Source organism: Proteus sp. G4380 (assembly GCF_963885725.1).
Lineage (GTDB): Bacteria > Pseudomonadota > Gammaproteobacteria > Enterobacterales > Enterobacteriaceae > Proteus > Proteus mirabilis.
Genome location: NZ_CAWPAV010000111.1, coordinates 1 through 18136 on the forward strand (window position 1 = coordinate 1; position 18136 = coordinate 18136).

General features: G+C 40.9%; 14 protein-coding genes. 9 read left to right on the plus strand and 5 right to left on the minus strand.

What is annotated here, in order from left to right; translation table 11 throughout:
- From AACU98_RS09925 to AACU98_RS09945, 5 genes are all read right to left on the minus strand, one after another.
- On the minus strand, positions 1-359 hold a 359-nt coding region (locus AACU98_RS09925), incomplete at its 3' end, for a hypothetical protein (RefSeq protein ID WP_442958958.1).
- The gene (locus AACU98_RS09930) at positions 283-3774 is read right to left on the minus strand and encodes a DUF6531 domain-containing protein (RefSeq protein ID WP_237612250.1); all 3492 of its coding nucleotides are present in this window, start codon (positions 3772-3774) and stop codon (positions 283-285) included. The genes AACU98_RS09925 and AACU98_RS09930, both read right to left, overlap by 77 nt.
- 64 nt (positions 3775-3838) lie before the next feature.
- Positions 3839-4258 carry a DcrB-related protein gene (locus tag AACU98_RS09935; protein ID WP_004251951.1) on the minus strand — a complete coding sequence of 140 codons (420 nt, stop codon included), beginning with the start codon at positions 4256-4258 and terminating at the stop codon, positions 3839-3841.
- Between the two features lie 25 nt (positions 4259-4283).
- On the minus strand, positions 4284-6476 hold the full coding sequence (locus AACU98_RS09940; protein ID WP_036908212.1) for a type VI secretion system Vgr family protein: 2193 nt from the start codon (positions 6474-6476) through the stop codon (positions 4284-4286).
- Between the two features lie 83 nt (positions 6477-6559).
- Positions 6560-7078 (minus strand): Hcp family type VI secretion system effector, encoded by a 519-nt coding sequence (locus tag AACU98_RS09945; protein ID WP_004246976.1) that lies wholly within the window; start codon positions 7076-7078, stop codon positions 6560-6562.
- A 1896-nt stretch (positions 7079-8974) separates the two neighbouring features.
- On the opposite strand from AACU98_RS09945, the gene tssB reads away from it, so the two are divergent.
- Genes tssB through icmH form a run of 9 tightly spaced genes read left to right on the plus strand, consistent with a single transcriptional unit; the run spans position 8975 to position 18129 of the window.
- Entirely contained in the window at positions 8975-9475 is a 501-nt protein-coding gene (gene tssB, locus AACU98_RS09950) for a type VI secretion system contractile sheath small subunit (RefSeq protein WP_004247653.1), read from the plus strand.
- Between the two features lie 20 nt (positions 9476-9495).
- On the plus strand, positions 9496-10974 hold the full coding sequence (gene tssC / locus AACU98_RS09955) for a type VI secretion system contractile sheath large subunit (RefSeq protein WP_004247652.1): 1479 nt from the start codon (positions 9496-9498) through the stop codon (positions 10972-10974).
- Positions 10975-10979: 5 nt separating this feature from the next.
- Positions 10980-11411, plus strand: a complete 432-nt coding sequence (gene tssE / locus AACU98_RS09960; protein WP_161735881.1) for a type VI secretion system baseplate subunit TssE — start codon at positions 10980-10982, stop codon at positions 11409-11411.
- Between the two features lie 7 nt (positions 11412-11418).
- Positions 11419-13194 (plus strand): type VI secretion system baseplate subunit TssF, encoded by a 1776-nt coding sequence (tssF, locus tag AACU98_RS09965; protein ID WP_017628432.1) that lies wholly within the window; start codon positions 11419-11421, stop codon positions 13192-13194.
- Positions 13158-14195: a type VI secretion system baseplate subunit TssG gene (gene tssG / locus AACU98_RS09970; protein WP_004244621.1), complete on the plus strand. Its 1038-nt coding sequence runs from the start codon at positions 13158-13160 to the stop codon at positions 14193-14195. Before tssF ends, tssG begins: the two co-directional genes overlap by 37 nt.
- Before the next feature lie 4 nt (positions 14196-14199).
- Entirely contained in the window at positions 14200-15468 is a 1269-nt protein-coding gene (tagH, locus tag AACU98_RS09975; RefSeq protein WP_004247648.1) for a type VI secretion system-associated FHA domain protein TagH, read from the plus strand.
- 1 nt (position 15469) lies between these two features.
- Positions 15470-16021 carry a type VI secretion system lipoprotein TssJ gene (gene tssJ, locus AACU98_RS09980; protein WP_004244619.1) on the plus strand — a complete coding sequence of 184 codons (552 nt, stop codon included), beginning with the start codon at positions 15470-15472 and terminating at the stop codon, positions 16019-16021.
- A 1-nt stretch (position 16022) separates the two neighbouring features.
- Positions 16023-17381, plus strand: coding sequence for a type VI secretion system baseplate subunit TssK (gene tssK, locus AACU98_RS09985; protein ID WP_026164596.1), 1359 nt, complete (start codon positions 16023-16025; stop codon positions 17379-17381).
- Complete coding sequence (gene icmH / locus AACU98_RS09990) at positions 17374-18129, plus strand: type IVB secretion system protein IcmH/DotU (protein WP_004244617.1); 756 nt, start codon at positions 17374-17376, stop codon at positions 18127-18129. The genes tssK and icmH overlap by 8 nt, the downstream gene beginning before the upstream one ends.
- The last annotated feature ends 7 nt before the right edge of the window (positions 18130-18136 follow it).

Here is an 18136-nt window from a genome sequence, read left to right on the forward strand (position 1 = left end):
CCTAAGATATCGTAGCGGTATTCCGCTCGCTGATACCCTAAGGGCCCTTGGTCGATATCCACCGCGATAATGCGGTGGTCACTGTCATAGTGATAACGTTGCCCCGAGCTACTGCCTTTTTCATAGCGCGATACCATGCGACCAAAACCGTCGTAGCGATAATCAAATTTATCACTGCCTTGTACTTGGTTATGCGGTGCTTCGGTGTGCGGACGAGTCAGTAAATTGGCTGCTGCATCATACAGAAAGTGTTCGGTTTGTGTACCGACCCTAAATGCGCTGTCAACTGCCCAGTGGGTCGTACAGATAACTGTGGTAGTACCAATGTCCGGCGGTAAAAAACTCGCCCGTTTGACCATAACTGACACTGCGCTCGATAAGTTGATTGCGTTTATCCCAACGATAACGACGGTCTATCACCGGGGTCACAAACTGTGAGGCATTCATTTGACGCGCCACTTGGTGCGTAATACGTCCCCGACAGTCATAGCCCGTTTCATTGTCTAAGGCGCCACTGGTGCGCAACGTTTCTCGGTGTAAACGGTCTCGTTGATATTCCGCCAATACCGTCAGTTGCTCATTATCTCGCCATTGCGTTTGTTGTAAATGCCCAGAGCCGTAATACAGGTATTCAAATGCCCGTTGATGGGGCAACTCGGTGCGAGTGATATTACCCAGCACATCATAGTGATGCTGATAATCACCGCGAGCACTGGCTTCTCGAACCAACTGCCCCACTTTATCGTAGGTAAAGGTCAGGGCGTCTTGATACTCTACGCGGGCGGTGGTGCCGGTGCGTTCGGCTTCATGCCATATCGCCATGGGGACTCGGCGTAATGTCACACTCAAAGGTTGATAAAGGTATTCCGTGCGATAATCGGCGTTTTCTCGAAACAGCAACCGTCCCACTTTATCGTAACCGAAGGTGGTCACCTGCGGGGATAAGGGTATCGGCGTATCAACGCAAGGCCCCGGGGTGGTTTTTATCTGGGTGACATTCCCCATCACATCGTACTGATAGTGCTTTTGTTGTCCGATAAGATCATATTCATCGGTTAAACGGTGTAACGCATCATACTCAAAGCGGTACTGCTCGCCTTGTTCATTTTCCAGCGCCTGCATACGCCCGAAAGTATCATAGTGAAAATGCAACCAATGCCCTGCCGGATCGCGTCGGGCTATTACTTGTCCACGACGGTTACGGCGCAACAGAATATGGCGCTCTCCGGCATCCGTTATTCCCACTAATTGCCCGGTGGCATCATAGTCATAACGGTTTTCTGTCCCATCCGGTAAGCACTCTGTTAACAACAACCCCGCTTCACTAAAGGTGTAAGTCGTGGTTTCATTCTGTGCATTGGTCAACGAGCGAAGTTGTCCCCAATCATCGTAGGTCAAGGTGGTGGGATAACCCGAACAGTCCCGTTGCTCGATTAACTGACCGCGGGCATTATAGCGATAGTGGGTTTCATTACCCTTAGCATCCACTTGCCCCAGACACAGGCCTTGGTCATCCCACGCCAAGCGCGTGATATGGCCAAGCGGGTCAATCACACGACGAATATCGCCGTGCTCATTGTACTCCCAATGCCAAGCCGCCCCATTTGGCAAGGTTTGTGCCGTGGGAAACGCAAAATCTTTGTCCCAATCATAGCAAGTCGATTGTTGTTCCGGATCGGTCGATTGGGTTAAATTACCGCGCTCATCATAGGTATACCCCCATTCACTGCCATCTGGGGCTATTGCTTTCGTTAATAAGCGGCTGGTATCCCATTCAAACCACCACGTTTCATTCAATGCATTAGTGTATTCGATAATTTGCTGTTGTTCATTCCAGCGACGGAAGGTGGTTTCGCCCCCCGTTTCCACGGTGGTGAGGGTTCGTTGAGCTAAATCATACGTCAGTTCGGTATGCTCTAAACAGCGTTTACCGTCTTTAAGCCAGTGCTCAACCACTCGCCACTCAGGTTCATTGTCTTCAATGGTAAAAGCATCAAAACGTTGCCAACGATAATGACTACTGACCCCTGTGGCATATTGGTGCATGGCCATTAAACCCGATTCATCATCCCAGCCAAAACGACGAGTCACTCGCTTATCCGCATTAGTGACTTGCACTAAACGCTGTTGTGCATCATAAGTATAAGTGACCAGCGTTTTTTCTTCTTGTCCTTGGTGGCGGGTCACCGACTGTAAGCGTTGGGTGATTTCATCATAATGTAACCGGATATCGGTCAGATACGCATCATCATGAATTTGTACCAATTCACCGTCATTAGCATAGCGGTAGTGTAAAGCGTTATTATGACGATCAGCACTTTTCATTAAGCGCAGTGTATTGATTTTATGTGGATTGGCTTCGAAAAATTGATAATCACCTTCCGCCGATTCAACAAGGAAAAGATTGTTTGTCGTGCGATAGACGGTAAAGCCTTCATCTTGATAGAACACTTTCTGACCAAGGGCGATTTTTCCTAACGCTAAACGCCTCCCCGACATGTCATGATAATAAATGTTTTCATTCTCAAGCCCTTTACCCGTGTCGTCAATTGTCAAAAAGACATCAAACGGCATCGCCCAACCGCGTCCTAAACGATTTTCACCCGTATTACGACTTTGGTAAATACGCGACCAGACTAACGGGTACACACCATCAATAATAAAATCGGTGTCATCCTCTCCATTTAGGACTTTCGCCCCCGTAGCCGCATGCACGGGGTGACGCACACTATTAAAGGCTTGGGTCACCGAGGCGACTACCATACTGCCCACTGCGGTACTGGCGATTTCACTCACCAAAGTACAGCCTACACTATTCAAACACTGTTTAATCGCCTTGAGTCCCCCTCTGCGAAACAGGGTAGACGCCGCGCCAACAGCAAGGCCACCGAGGATTTCACCAAACATTTCGGCAAAGGGGTTACGCCCACTCATAATATCGCGTACCACCACACTGCCACCGCCAATACGCACAATCCCTTTTTCTTGCGTATCACTGATTTTGGCTTCACAAGTGCTTCTATCACCGTTACGACACGCCGGTTGGCTATTAATTTGGACTTTTTTCGACCCTTCGGCTAAAAAGTAAGGGGCGCTAGCACAATGCCATTTATCGCACGTGATGGTATCCAAAGGCATAGGTTCAGCATTCGGGTGTTTCGCAGCTTTTACTGGGGAAAGAATACTGTCAAAAAAACCTTGCTCCGGTGAGGGGTATTCGGGAAACGCGGAGGGATCGAGCGCTATGGGTGCCGCATTGTTGGTTTGGCTCCCTAGCACCTTACCCGCCAATAAAGAAAATGCCCCAGTCGTCATCATGGCGGTATTTTTCAATACGCGTAAGGCAATCTCGGTGCCTTTTTCTTCTTTCGGTGGGGTATTATCTGCCGCAATTGAAGCGAGTAGCACAGGTGACGGTAATTTTCCCGCTGCGCGAGCGGCTCCCTTGCCTTTGACACGTACATTTTTCGAGCCAGTATCGATTTCACCATCAGGGTTACTTAGCCCGAATAAGCTATCGATCCCATCCGCGACCCAATCAGCGGCATCATCAATCAATCCACCGATAGTAAAGCCCGCCGCCAGCCCTGCACCGGCAAAAATGGCCGCACCGGCGGCCGTTGCCATACCGCCTGTCCCAATGGTCAGCGCCACAGCGGCCGTCCCTATCGCGGCATAAACCGCCCCTTTAACCACACCACACACGATATCGGCGAAGATTGACGAGTGCATTAATTTATCGCCTTGCTTGGCTGCGAAAAATTCATTTCCCATATCTCTATCCTTATAAAATAAACAATAAATCGTCAGTGGGTATGGTTAAAACATCGGGATTGCATTAATTGGGCGATGGCGTAAAACTGTCTCTTAACGCTTGCCATTGCGCCTGCTCAGTATTGGAAAACGGTTTAATTTGGCAGTAAGTCAACACCACTATTTTATTTTCTAGACGAAAAGCGGCGATCCACTGATAAATAGGGATCCCTTTTTGTTTGGTTTCACAATAGATTTCACAGCCCGTAACTCCTTTTTCGGTACGAAAATCTGTGGGTGCTTTTACCACCGCATTTTTCATTTCACGTTTGATGGCCGACAACTGTCCAGCCAGATAGTCATTGAGGGTTATCTCTGGAGCCACTACATCACGCGTAATAGAAATACTGCCTTGTCGCGTAGGGAAACGCAGCATATTAAGACTATTGTCTTGATATTCTTCATCCGGTAATGTGATAGCACCTTCTTGGAATTGATAATTCATGGCTGACCTTATTACTTTTGCTTAATTATTTTTTAGGGAAAAACTGATCTTTCGCTTGAGCGATAGTGCTAGTATCGGGTTTCATCTCAAGGTTTCCGGGACCTGCCCCGTCCATATTCAAATCTAATAACTCACCAGTACCAATCCGACCGCTACCGTGACCGTAAAAATCAAAGTTGTTACACACTAAGGTGATAGTCCCGTCAGGGTTTAATTGAAGTGCCGAGTTGCCACTAATTAAACGAATACCTTTGGCTGATGCGATCAACACTTCACCATCCACGATTGAATGTTGGTTACCAAACACGATATTTTTTTGATCCGCTTGAACCGCCGTAGTTTGCGTACCATGTACTGAGATCTTTTGGTTTTGCATAATGGTTTCAGTATGGTTAGCCCCTACCGTCGTTCCTTTATCGTTTTGGACTACGGTATTCATATCCTTCTGCGCATGAAGAAACACCTCTTGCTTACCGCCCGCATCTTCAAAACGCAATTCATTAAAACCTTCCCCTTTGTGGGTTTGGCTACGGAAAGTGGTTTGTGTCTTATTCTCTGGGAACTTAATCGGTGGTGCGTTACGACCATCATAGGTACAACCGGTAATTATCGGTCTGTCGATATCCCCATTCAGGTAACTGACCAACACTTGTGTGCCGATGCGCGGTACCGCAGAAAAACCATAGCCATTTCCACTCCAACCCATGGCAACCCGCACCCAGCATGAAGCACTGTGATCGGCACTTCCCCGACGATCCCAATGAAAATGCACTTTCACGGCGCCATATTCATTGACGTAGATTTCTTCCCCCGGTGGTCCTACCACCGTCGCCACTTCATCGCCGTCCGCCGTCGGTTTATAACGATAAGGGGGACGCCACTCTTGCGTGCCCGGAATAAAGGAGACGCTATTCGACAGTTGTGTGCCTTCGCCCCCGCTATTGTCCGCCAATGGCTGTACACCATGATGGCTGACGCTGATCACTTGCCAGCGATCATTCATCGGCTGATGGGGATGCTGAGATAAGGTGAAGATTTTGCCGGGCATCAGTGCAAAACAGTTTGTTGTCGCTTGCCCCACTTTGCTGCCGTTACGTAATTGCTCAAAGCGCACCTGTGTCAGAGGTCGACCTTCATCGTCTAATTGAAAACGACCATAACTTTCAAACACACTGTGCTGTCCCCCCTGCTCAACTTTGTTTTCATGAGACAACGGATAAGAAGGACGCACAAAGTTGTTGTCTTTATGGATAGTTTCATCCACACACAAATATTCGCCATATTGCCAAGTCATGGCAGTGCTATCGCTGATATCGGTGTCGGCCTGCGGGTTATAGGTAAGGTGAATACCCGCCGTCATCCCCATATGTTCATCGCTGTAAAACAGTTGTTCTTCTTCAAACCAGAAGTTAATGCCCTCTTCAAACGCCAGTCGACACCAAAAATCAAATGCCGATTCGCGTTTTTGGGTGGTGTAGAGACGTTCAGGGTGTAGATCTTCACGGTAGAATTGGCAATCCGCTTTAACATGGGCCTCATCCAATAAGGTTTTTAAGATGGTCGGCACCGATTGATGTTGAAAAATACGGCTGTCTTGATTGAGGGTCATCACCCACATTTCAGGGCGAATATCGAAGTGATACCACGTTTTCACTCCGTCGGTATTGCCTTGTACTGCCCCAGCTAAGATACCGTTGACTTTGCGGATCAACACCCCATCGCGTTTGACCGTTAATGATGAGGCTAAGCCAAGATGGCGCTGGAAATCGATAAAGGGTAAGGCACTGACCGCACTGATGGACAGTGAAAATAGCGAGGATAATCCTTCGGTAAGATTAAATTCGGTGACTTGAAAGGTGTCGTCAGGCAATCCACCAATGGTGCAAGTGAACACCAAACCACTTTCGAGGCTGTCCATACCTAATGCATCAAGTAACGCCCCATGGGCCGCTTGGAGTGCTTGGTTTTCAGCGAATGTTTGTCCACCGGTAAAACCGCCACCGTGGATCAGGGGATGAGCAGTCACGCGATTGGCCGATGCGCTGGCTGATTGAGTGAGCGAGGCCGCTGCTGAGGCCATCCCGGCCACCTTTTGCGTGGGTGTCGATAGCGTTTCGTTCACTTTGGATTGCACCCTATTTTTCACTTGATTGATGGCTTCATCTTTTAAAACGGATGCCGGGTCAATGGGCGTTGATTTCGGATCTTTGCTAAGCATAATCTGCCTCCATGCAAAAATGGATAAAGAAAAGGGAACAATACAAAATAAGGACGAGCCCCCAAGGACTCGTCATAACGGTATTACGCTTCGAGAGGCGCACGCCAGTCATCCGCACCAGACGTTCCAGCAACAGTGTGCTCCCAGTCAATTTTGCGGTAAGAGAGGGAGACTTCGATAAGTTGCGTGAAGTCGGCTTTAGCCGGATCTTGGCAATGAGGCATTTGGCAATCGATGTTCACGATCGTCGCGTCAGTCAGTGTGGTGGTAAAGAAGTGCTCTTGTTTACCTTCTACCGAGGTGCGATACCATTTTAACTCAACTTTTGGCAACATTTCGCCGGAAGCCAGTGCGTTATACAGCAGAGGAACGGCTTTGTTTAATGCCACGGTAAAACGAAACGGTTTATGCGCACGTTGGCCAGAAGGTTGGCCTGATTGCGGATCAGTCGGAACCGTCACTACGTGAGAAAATTCTTGTACCAACATTTGGTCTTCATGACCTTGTACATAAATGTTGCCGACAGAATCTGCAGTAAACGCGCCTGCAGTGATGTTGCCCTGAGTTTTTCCTTCAATGGAAATATAGCAAGGAGTTGGCATAACAATATCCTTTTATCAAAAACGACAAATTAAATTAAATGATTGTCTTAAAAACAATCCGTTAGTCATGTCTGTCATCTTAGCCAGTGCGCACGGTAAGACTTCGGTAAAGGATAATAAAATCTTATCAATATGCTGTAAACAGCCCGTTTTTTTTGTATCTCTCTAGGATAAGTCACTTAGCGTAAACTGGTTGAAATATCGCTATATCATGCTGTAAAAACAGTCATAAAAAGTGTTTATCAGCATAAAATATGATGAATAAATAGACAAATTGCTCGCAGCCCAAGAAACACTATGTACATAAAAATATATTTTGTAACAGAAATGTTAAATCAGAAATAGCGCATATAATCCATTGATTTTAAAGTATTAAAAATCAATTACATTGAATTATACTGTCCTTTTTCCATGAGCAGTCCAAATTGGTCAATATATTTAGCTGTTAAGCTCAATTTAATTAAAATATCATGCTAATTAAGCCACTATTTTTATTTAACACACTCGATATGCGTATATTTCAGTCTTATTTTTACGTACCAATACTCATTTTATGGAGGCTAATTATAAAACTATACAATGAACAAGTAGAAAATAAGGATAGGGAGACACAAAAGTTTTAGTTTAACTATCTTGGTCTTTACTTATTGATGATAAAGATATGCTGTTATTCCAGTATAAATTAAGAAGCGATGCTCATTACAGTAGCAATATTGAGAGAAGATTTTTCATATCATATTAGGGTAAAGATCTATTTGAGCCATATTAGTATTTATCCTTGATTGAAATAGGTAATCCTCTTATTTGATAACAATAAAGATATCTCTATAGTTATTTAGCTATTTATGGTTAGTCTTTTTTGGCTTATAGCACCATCTTCTTACTCACTATAAGAGATACATCGTACTAAAAAATTAAAAATCCATTTATTAAAGCAGAATATTTTTCAGATCATACCCTTAAGTTAAACCAAATATAGCTGTATTATATTTGCAATTCTATTGCCATAAAAAACTAATTCACACCTAAATAGTTTCATTGCGTTTTTATTTTTTATCATATACTCGTTATATATATGTTATTTTTAATATATCAATATGTAGCGTCACAAAGGGCTTTAAAACCTATTATTCCCTCTGATTTTCTAACACGTTATGTTCCTATGAATAAATTGATATCTCAAAAAAACCTCTTTATTGCTCTTAAATCAAGATTAACGCCTTAATTTAAAAAACTATAAGATATTGAAAATAAATCAAAATATAAAAACATCGTCAATATCCAAAAAGGCTTGTTTAATATGTATCCATCATCGTGCTACAAATATAATGAGTAAAAGCTAACTTATCCTAAAATTGAAATAACATTTCAAGCAAAATAGATAAAATAAGTAATTATGCTAGAAAAATATGAAATTATATTACTAATTGTAAAATATGAACTTAGCTCACAGAATTTTATAAATTAATATATTCTATATTTATTAAATTGAGTTTAATTAATATTGCAATTAGCTATATCATTTAGATACTCATTATTAGAGTAACCACCGAATAAGTTAGCTTTCATAATTATAGTCAAACTTATTTCTTATCCCGATAAGATGCCCTATTGATACTGCTCTCAGCTTATTTAATATAAAAATAAGAACTCATATAATAAATTACCTATTGACCCTAAGTTAATTTTGTATATCATGACCAAAACTAAAAAATAAATTTTGTACAATATTAAACATATTTAAACACCTTACTGGGAAAAGAATTCTTAACGCAGAGCCTGTTTTGTTCTGTGTAGGGAAGTGCATGCTCTAAATTTATTATTAATTTTTAATTTAGGCATTTTATTTATGGAATTAAGAAGTTATTGCATACTCATACAAGGAGCTTAACTTAAATGAGTAAGAAAAATCTCGGTAGTGTTGCCCCTAAAGAAAGGATTAATATTAAATATACGCCAAATACTGGCGGAGCTCAGGCTGAAGTCGAACTTCCATTGAATATGTTGATTGTTGGGGATATGAAAGGTAAAACGGAAGAGACCCCCATTGAAGATCGCAAAGCGATTTCAGTCAATCAAAACAACTTCAATTCTGTTATGGAAAGTGCTGGCATTAATTTAAATATTAATGTTCGTAATACCTTAGAAGAAAGCAGTGATTCAGAGCTTAATGTTAATCTTGATGTGAAATCTTTACAGGATTTCTCTCCTGATAGTATCGCTCGCCAAGTGCCCGAATTAAATAAACTTCTCGAATTGCGTGAAGCTTTAGTTGCATTAAAAGGTCCTCTAGGCAATGTCCCAGCTTTTAGAAAGCGTCTTCAAGAACTACTTGAAAATCAAGAAACTCGCGAACAGCTTCTAAAAGAGCTCGATATTGCTGCTAATCAAAAATAATGTTTATAGAGGATTATTTCATGTCACTAAATGCAGAAGCTCAAGAGCAACAAGCCCCCGCATCTACAGGCTCTTTACTTGATGAAATTATGGCTCAATCACGTATGTCTCCAGAAACAGAAGCATACGATATTGCCAAACAAGGTGTTGCTGCTTTTATTAGTAATATTTTCGCCAGTGAATCTGAAGACCAACAGATCAATCGATTATTAATCGATAAAATGCTTGTTGAACTTGATAATAAACTAAGTACTCAAGTTGACGAAATTCTTCACGCGCCTAAATTTCAAGAAATTGAAGCTTCGTGGCGTTCTTTAAAATTACTCGTTGATCGCACTGATTTTAGAGAAAATATTAAGATCAATATTCTTCATGCAACTAAAGAAGAGTTATTAGAAGATTTTGAATTTTCTCCAGAAATTGTTCAATCAGGCTTCTATCAACACGTCTACTCTTCAGGATACGGCCAATTTGGTGGTGAACCTGTTGCAACAGTTATTGGTAACTACGCCTTTAACAATACTGCGCCAGATATGAAGTTAATGCAGTATGTTAGTACTGTTGGTGCAATGGCTCACGCGCCATTCCTATCATCTGTTTCACCTAATTTCTTTGGTATTAATAGCTACGCTGAACTGCCGGCAATTAAAGATCTAAAATCTGTTTTTGAAGGCCCTGCACATACTAAATGGCGCTCACTGCGTGAAGCAGAAGATTCCCGTTATTTAGGGTTAACAGCACCGCGTTTCTTATTACGTTTGCCATACTCTCCAACAGAAAACCCTGTAAAAATGTTTAACTATTCAGAAAATGTTAAACAAGACCATGAGCACTATTTATGGGGTAATACCGCATTCTTATTAGCAAGCTGTATTAATGATAGTTTTGCAAAATATCGTTGGTGTCCAAACATTATTGGCCCACAAAGTGGCGGTACAGTTAATGATCTTCCTGTGCATATTTTTGAAGCGATGGGTGAATTACAAACTAAGATCCCAACTGAAGTTTTAGTTACCGATCGTAGAGAATTTGAACTAGCAGAAGAAGGCTTTATCACGCTGACCATGCGTAAAGGCAGTGATAATGCTGCATTCTTCTCCGCAAACTCGGTTCAAAAACCAAAAGTCTTCCCAAATACTCCTGAAGGCAAATTGGCAGAGACTAACTATAAGTTAGGAACTCAATTGCCATACATGTTTATTATCAATCGCTTAGCTCATTATATAAAAGTATTGCAACGTGAACAGATTGGCTCATGGAAAGAGCGTCAAGATCTGGAGCGTGAACTCAATATTTGGCTTAAGCAATATGTCGCAGATCAAGAAAACCCACCAGCAGATGTTCGTAGTAAACGTCCATTGCGTTCAGCTGAAATCAAAGTACTTGATGTTGATGGCGATCCAGGTTGGTACCAAGTCGCTATTCAAGTTCGCCCACATTTTAAATATATGGGTGCAAACTTTGAATTATCACTTGTTGGTCGTCTTGATAAAGAGTAACGGTGATGGCATCCAATTATGGCTGGCAGGCTAATGCTGGCACCAGCTTATTTGAACGGATCCGAGGGAAAAACTTAGGTTTTTCCCATCGTTCGCGAACAAATACACTCATTGAATCAATAAAACAGAATTTAAATTACATCTTAAATGCTAGACCTGATGGTTGCCAAGGAACACCACCCTTAGGGATCCCTGATTTAAATGATGCGACTCAATCTACGGTTGATTTTAAATCTCACCTAGAAGATAGCATTAGTAGTTGCATTATTGCGTATGAACCACGGATCAGCAAAGTTGTAGTGAAATTTCTTGAAGAAGATGCAGATAGTTTATCTTTACAATTTAATATTAATGCTTTTATTGATTTAGAAAATAAGCAGCAACTTATTGAATTTAATGTGTATTTAGATAATAACCGTAGATATCAGCTTAAATAGCATTAATATGTCATCAAAATCCTACTTTACCAATGAATCAGAATACTTAAATGAGCTGACTGAGCAAGTTGCCAAAGAAAAACCGCAACTTGTTAATTTGCTTTCGCACAATGTTAAAGATCCTGATACTTCGCGGATTATGGATGGGCTATCTTATTTATCGGGTAATTTACGCCAGCAAATAGATAGACAATTTCCTGAATTAACTAATAGTTTAGCCAATATGCTTTGGCCAAACTACGCACGCCCTGTGCCAAGCATGACGATTGTTGAATATCATCCTAATTATGCTCAGTGCCAACACGCAACAAAAATTTCAGCAGGACAACCTTTTAGTGCCACTCCACTTTATGTGCAAAGTGAGGAAACAAACCACGAGACGTTATTTCAATGTCGATTTAGTCAAAGTCGCGACCTCTGGTTAATGCCGACAAAAATCAGTAACATTTTGCAGCAAACAACCGCCATTGAAATAACATTTGAGTTAGCAACAAAACAGCCACTTGCCAATATTGGCTTAGATAAATTGTGTTTTTACTTAAATGGTGCGCCATTTACTACAAATCAGCTCTATTTTTTATTAAGCCAGCATGTGCAGAGTGCCTCTTTAGTCACAGATGTACATACACTACCTCTTACTCACTTTTCAGTTACGCCTGTTGGTTTTCAAAAGCAGGATGCCTTACTTCCATACCCGAAAAATAGCTATGATGGCTATCGTATACTGCAAGAGTTTTTCTGTTTTCCTGAAGCCTTTCTCTTTCTAGATATTCATGGTTTGGATGACATTCCTTTGGCTATCGAAGCAGAGCAATTCAAACTGGTGATCAATTTTGATCTAGAAATTCCTGATGGCGTTATTCTTTACGACGACAGTATTAAACTTAATTGCACCCCTATTGTGAATTTATTTCCTATTGATAGTGAAGCAATAAATTTGACGGGGAAAAGTGAGGAGTATGTTTTAAGTCCTAATTACCAACTTACTGAATGTTTTGATATTTTTTCGATTAATGAGGTTAGAGGGTTACGTTATCCTAATGATGCTAAACCTTATCCGATCACCTATACAGCATTTGAAAGTTTTTATCATCAAAACCATCAGACTCAAAATCATGGCTATTACCGTTTAAAGATAAGTCAAAATGAACAGTTATACGGCTATTCCCATCGACTTTCTTTTGTTCGTCAGCAAGAGCCTCAGTTACAACAGTGTGAAGAAACCGTTTCTGTTGCACTCAACTGTACTAACCGCTATATCGCTTCCCAGTTATCGACGCGTTCTATCGATTTAGATAGTGCATCAATTCCTTATGGGGCTTTATCTGCTAAGAATTTATTCGCACCAACACTGCCTTTATATCCATTATTAGATAAAACATTATATTGGTCTGAATTAACTAATTTATCTTTAAATTATCAGTCTTTGCTCAATCTTGATTCATTAAAAAAAATATTACAACTCTATGATTTACCGTCTGTTTATAACACACAGGTTGCAAGGCAATCACAAAAACGCCTAGATGCATTAGTTGATTTACATTCAGAGCATATTGAGCATATCTACAAAGGCCTTCCTGTTCGCGGTCTGAAGACAACGTTAGTTGTTCATCAAAATGCGTTTCTTTCAGAAGGAAGTTTATTCCTATTTTGTACCGTTATCGCTCAATTTTTCACCTTATATACCAGCATTAATATGTTTCATGAGTTGGAAGTTATTAACCTTGATAATAAGGAAGTTTATCGATGGCCAGCACAAATCAACCAGCACATACTGAAGTAATCGATCGTTGGCTGGAACAAGCTGGCTCATCGGTAACAGAGTATAATTTTTATCAACTCGTTGAATTGTTAAATAAAATAATTCATCAAGATGTCAACTCGATGGAGGATGACAGCGGTATTCTTCGCTTTAAATCTTATTCAAATATTGCATTTCCGACGCGAGATGTCATTTCCATTGAAAAAAATAATGTCGAACAATATGAATTAGAAGTCGCTTTTTTGGGCTTACAAGGAAGTCAGTCCCCCCTACCAGGCTATTATCTGGATGAGTTTGCTTGGGAAGATGCACAACAGATAGAAGGTATCTCCGCTTTTCTCGATATCTTCAATCATCGTCTGATAGCGTTACTTTATCGGATCTGGCGCAAATATCGTTACTACATTTGCTTTGAAAATGAAGGTCAGGATTCATTTTCACAATATATGTTTTCTCTCGTTGGATTAGGTAATGGAGCTAATCGCGGTCGGATCAAAATCAACCATAGCAAAATGCTCGCTTATGCTGGTCTTTTGGCGAGTCCAAGTCGCTCTTCTGATGTGATTAGTAGTCTTATATCTCACTGTTTCGACTTAGAAAATGTAAAAGTAATTGGTTGGGAGACACGCCGTGTTCCTATTCCTGAATCACAACAAAACAAGTTAGGTACGATTTCTCATCAATCCGGACAAAAATCTCGCCCACGAATGTTATTAGGGGAAAATTTTAGTCTGGGCTCACACATATATGACTGCAATGGAAAATGCACCATCGAAATCAGTGAATTAAGTTTAGAACGCTATATGCGTTTTTTACCTAATGGCAGTGATTTCGCACCATTAGTTGCCTTTGTTTCTTACATTTTTCATGAGCAATTAGCTTGGGATTTACGTCTTAGCATTGCTGAAAAGCAAGCCGAAGGGTTCCGTTTGGGTCACCAACAACACAACCAATTAGGCTGGCAAAGCTTTTTAGGTCAACCCGCAAAGAAACCGGATGTCACCATTACGGTATTGGAATAAAGAGATGGATAAATATCAGCCAACAATTTCTTTTAGCATCAAAAATAGTGAACAGCTAGAAAGTGGTTATCTGCCAAATGCGACTTTAACTCAAAGTGGCGGACAGATTGGTAGTGGCAATCAATGTGACTGGAAAATCCAAGATAATGAAGGTGCTATTGCCGATCGGCAATGTACGGTGTTTTGGAAAGATCAACACTTTTGCTTAAAAGTAAATTCAGGTCCTGTTTACATTAATAATGCGATTATTCCATTGCATCTTGATGCCGTAAGACTGACCCAAGGTGATCAGATAAAAGTGGGTAAATTAGTTATTGCCACCAATATTAGTCTTACCGGAGAGCCGGTACAAAATATGATGGCGATGACGCCTCAGTCTATTATCGCAAAAGATCATAATCCGCTAGATTCATTATTTGATGTTGATACAACAGTCAAAAATGAGCGGAAAGAGCCTCCGTTTGTACCAACCGTTCAGGGTGCATTAACAACAGACCCACTACAGGCTTTAGAAAACGAAAATCTAAGCTTAATTTCTAAAAACACACAAGCTACTTCAGACGATCCTTTATTGAGTGACCCCCACTCGTATTCATCTGCCTTTCCGACATCAGATAATCAAGAGAATACTATGGTCCAAGAATTTATTGATTTACCTAAAATCACACCTAATGAAAACGAACATATGACCGATGTCGATCATGTGGCGGTTAACCCTCTGATGAAGGGATTAGGTATCCACCTTAATTTAACAAATACACAGCATGCTAATGATTTTCTTGTTGAACTGGGTAAAACCGTCAAAGCGGCTATTGAAGGTTTACTGATTTTGCAACAACAACAAGAAAGCTTACAAGATAAGCAATTACGCCCAATTGAAGATAATCCTCTACGTCTTAATAGTGGCTATGAAGAGACAATGAAGTTGATGTTTACCGATGAACGTAGCCCTGTACATCTTTCAGCACCTGCGGCAGTAACAGAAAGCTTGCACAACATCCAATTGCATTATCAAGCGAATCAAGAAGCTATTTCAACCGCACTATCAACCATGTTGGCAGCATTCTCTCCTGAACATTTATTAAACCGCTTTTCTCAGTATCGACGAGCTTCAGATAACACACCAATGAATGATGGCTGGGCTTGGGAAATGTACAACAACTATTACAAAGAACTCTCTTCATCTCGGCAACAGGGTTTTGAAAAATTATTCTATGAAGTATACAGCCATGCTTATGACAGAGCGCTGAGAAAAGGAATAGAGGAAGCTTAATATGCAGCTTAGAACTTTCTCAATATTACTGTTATTTAGCTCTTTTTTAATATTGAGTGGATGTAGTAAACCTTTTGAAGCCGCGGGTAAAATGGGGAAAATCTTATTAGATCCCTCAACTCCTGTTGGGCAACCGAAAGATCAGCCCTCTACCGTTGCATTAACCATCCTTGCGGAGCCCTATATTAATCCTAATCAGGAAGGTGAAGCTGCGCCGATAAATATCCAAGTTGTTTATCTTAACGAAGATTCAGTATTTGGCTCTGTTGATCATGATCAGATAGATGCAAAAGAGGGTGACTTAGAGAAAGTTCTAAAGAAAAATTATATTGACCATCAAGACTACACCATTTTACCTGGCCAATATAAACCCTTCCCTACTATGACGTTAGACCCATCTAACCGTTACATTGGCATTATTGCCTATTACTCAGATCCTGATAAAGCAGAATGGAAGAAAATAGTCAAAGCGCGTGGTAAAGGACGCCACTACTTCCTATTAGTGCACATTAGGGAAAATGAAATCGAATTTAGACAAGAAGAGGATGATTAATATGTCAACTAAAAATAGAGTGATCTGGCGTGAAGGGCTATTTATCAAACCTCAACATTTTCAGCAACAACAACGTCATCAAGATTATATGACGGTGAGTATTTTAAATAACTTTTTTTCACACTTTTGGGGATTTAGTACCTTAAAATTGAGTGACGATTTATATGCTTTAGGTCGTATTGGTATTAAAGAAGCTTCTGGTGTTATGCCAGACGGCACCATTTTCTCTATACCAAACCAAGATTTACTACCACAGCCTATTGATATAACGAATATTACTGATAGTGACAGCAGTATTATTTATCTGGCTTTTCCTTTAATGAACGAGAATGTCAGTGAAATTTCCACTGAACATAACGGTAGTCGTTTACTTTCTCGCTACAGCGAAAGCACCGAAAATATTCGTGATTTACATACTGAAAATGGTGATATCAGTGCTATTCATGTTGCACAGCTCACACCAATACTCAAACAAGGTAAACATGGTTTAGATGCCTATGTTGCTTTACCTATCTGTCGTATTAGAGAGCGTAATGCTAATGGTAATTTAACGCTGGATAATGATTATATTCCCAGCCTATTAAATATCCGTGCCTCAACATTATTGAGCCAATTTCTCACCGAGCTTGAAGGAACGCTGTATGAAAGAGGAAAACAAATTGCCTCTCGCATTGGTGCCCCGGGTCAGCAAGGTGTTGCGGATGTGGCAGAATTTATGATGCTACAAGTGCTTAATCGCACTTATCCACTCTATTCGCATTATGCTCAAGAGCCGGTGATCCATCCTGAAAAACTATTTCGAGATTTGTTAGAGCTTTGTGGTGAGCTACAGACATTCACGAATACTTCACGTTTACCTGAAAATATTGCCAAATATCAACATGCTAAATTAACAGAAAGTTATATTCCATTAATAGCCAGTATCCGCGAAGCACTCAGTGTTGTCTTAACACCAAGAGCGATCCCAATCCCGCTACAAATTCAAGAGCATGGTATTCGTGTCGCAACCATTCATGACAAACAACTACTACAACGTGCTGAATTTATTATTGCAGTGAAATCACAAATGCCGCAAGAGCAACTACGTCGCCAATTCCCACAACAAACTAAGGTGACAACAATCAATAACATTCGCAGCTTGGTTAGTGTGCAAATACCGGGTGTTCCTTTATCACCACTTTCGGCTGCACCAAGACAATTACCTTATCACTCGGGATATAACTATTTCCATTTTGATCAACAAGGCAATGAATGGAAAGGGATCCAGCAGGATGGCAACATCGCATTCCACGTTTCAGGAAACTTCCCCGATCTCGATATTCAGTTATGGGCAATAAGAGATGGAGCACTCTATGACTGATGATATTTTACTGAATCATGATGATGAAGAGCGCATTACAAAGAAAAATTACCAACTGCCGCTAAGAGGAAACAACATCAATCCAATGATAGATGCTGCTACACCTTTATTAGGCATGGTATTGCGCATGAAAGCGATGTCTGAAACCCCACTTTCAGAAAAGCTTTACCAACAAGTTGTCATGGATATTACCTCTATTGAGCAACAATTACAGATCCAAGGTTACGAGCCAGGTGCCATTGTTTCATTTCGTTATGTGCTATGTACTTTTATTGATGAAACCGCCCTTGGATTAGGCTGGGATCAAGATAATGGTTGGGTAAAACAATCATTACTGGTTCATTTTCATAATGAATCATGGGGTGGTGAAAAAGTCTTTGTCTTAATTGAAAGATTATTAGGTGAACCTAAACGTTACCTCGATCTGATTGAATTTATCTACCTTTGTTTATGCCTAGGATACCGCGGGCGCTACAAAGTCTCTGCGGGACAAAATGATGAATTTAATCATTTATTAAGACGCTTACAAAAACAGATCCAACAGCTAAGAGGTAACGCTAAGCCAATAGTTCTATTTGAAAAAGGTGATAACCAACAAAGCCGTTATCGTTTAGGTAAGCGTTTAGGGGCTCGCTATATTCTCATAGGTACAGCGGTATTCGCGTTGATTATTTATAGCATTTATTCATCCAGACTGAATTATCAAACACTCAGTATTGTGGAACAACTTAATACTTTACTTGGCTAGGACGCAT

Excerpts from the sequence above, each read along its gene's own strand:
- tssF (WP_017628432.1), top strand. The coding sequence starts at position 11,419 with ATGTCATCAAAATCCTACTTTACCAATGAATCAGAATACTTAAATGAG.
- tssJ (WP_004244619.1), top strand. The coding sequence starts at position 15,470 with ATGCAGCTTAGAACTTTCTCAATATTACTGTTATTTAGCTCTTTTTTA.
- tssG (WP_004244621.1), top strand. The coding sequence starts at position 13,158 with ATGGCCAGCACAAATCAACCAGCACATACTGAAGTAATCGATCGTTGG.
- tssB (WP_004247653.1), top strand. The coding sequence starts at position 8,975 with ATGAGTAAGAAAAATCTCGGTAGTGTTGCCCCTAAAGAAAGGATTAAT.
- icmH (WP_004244617.1), top strand. The coding sequence starts at position 17,374 with ATGACTGATGATATTTTACTGAATCATGATGATGAAGAGCGCATTACA.
- AACU98_RS09940 (WP_036908212.1), bottom strand. The coding sequence starts at position 6,476 with ATGCTTAGCAAAGATCCGAAATCAACGCCCATTGACCCGGCATCCGTT.
- tssE (WP_161735881.1), top strand. The coding sequence starts at position 10,980 with ATGGCATCCAATTATGGCTGGCAGGCTAATGCTGGCACCAGCTTATTT.
- AACU98_RS09935 (WP_004251951.1), bottom strand. The coding sequence starts at position 4,258 with ATGAATTATCAATTCCAAGAAGGTGCTATCACATTACCGGATGAAGAA.
- AACU98_RS09945 (WP_004246976.1), bottom strand. The coding sequence starts at position 7,078 with ATGCCAACTCCTTGCTATATTTCCATTGAAGGAAAAACTCAGGGCAAC.
- tssC (WP_004247652.1), top strand. The coding sequence starts at position 9,496 with ATGTCACTAAATGCAGAAGCTCAAGAGCAACAAGCCCCCGCATCTACA.
- tagH (WP_004247648.1), top strand. The coding sequence starts at position 14,200 with ATGGATAAATATCAGCCAACAATTTCTTTTAGCATCAAAAATAGTGAA.
- AACU98_RS09930 (WP_237612250.1), bottom strand. The coding sequence starts at position 3,774 with ATGGGAAATGAATTTTTCGCAGCCAAGCAAGGCGATAAATTAATGCAC.
- tssK (WP_026164596.1), top strand. The coding sequence starts at position 16,023 with ATGTCAACTAAAAATAGAGTGATCTGGCGTGAAGGGCTATTTATCAAA.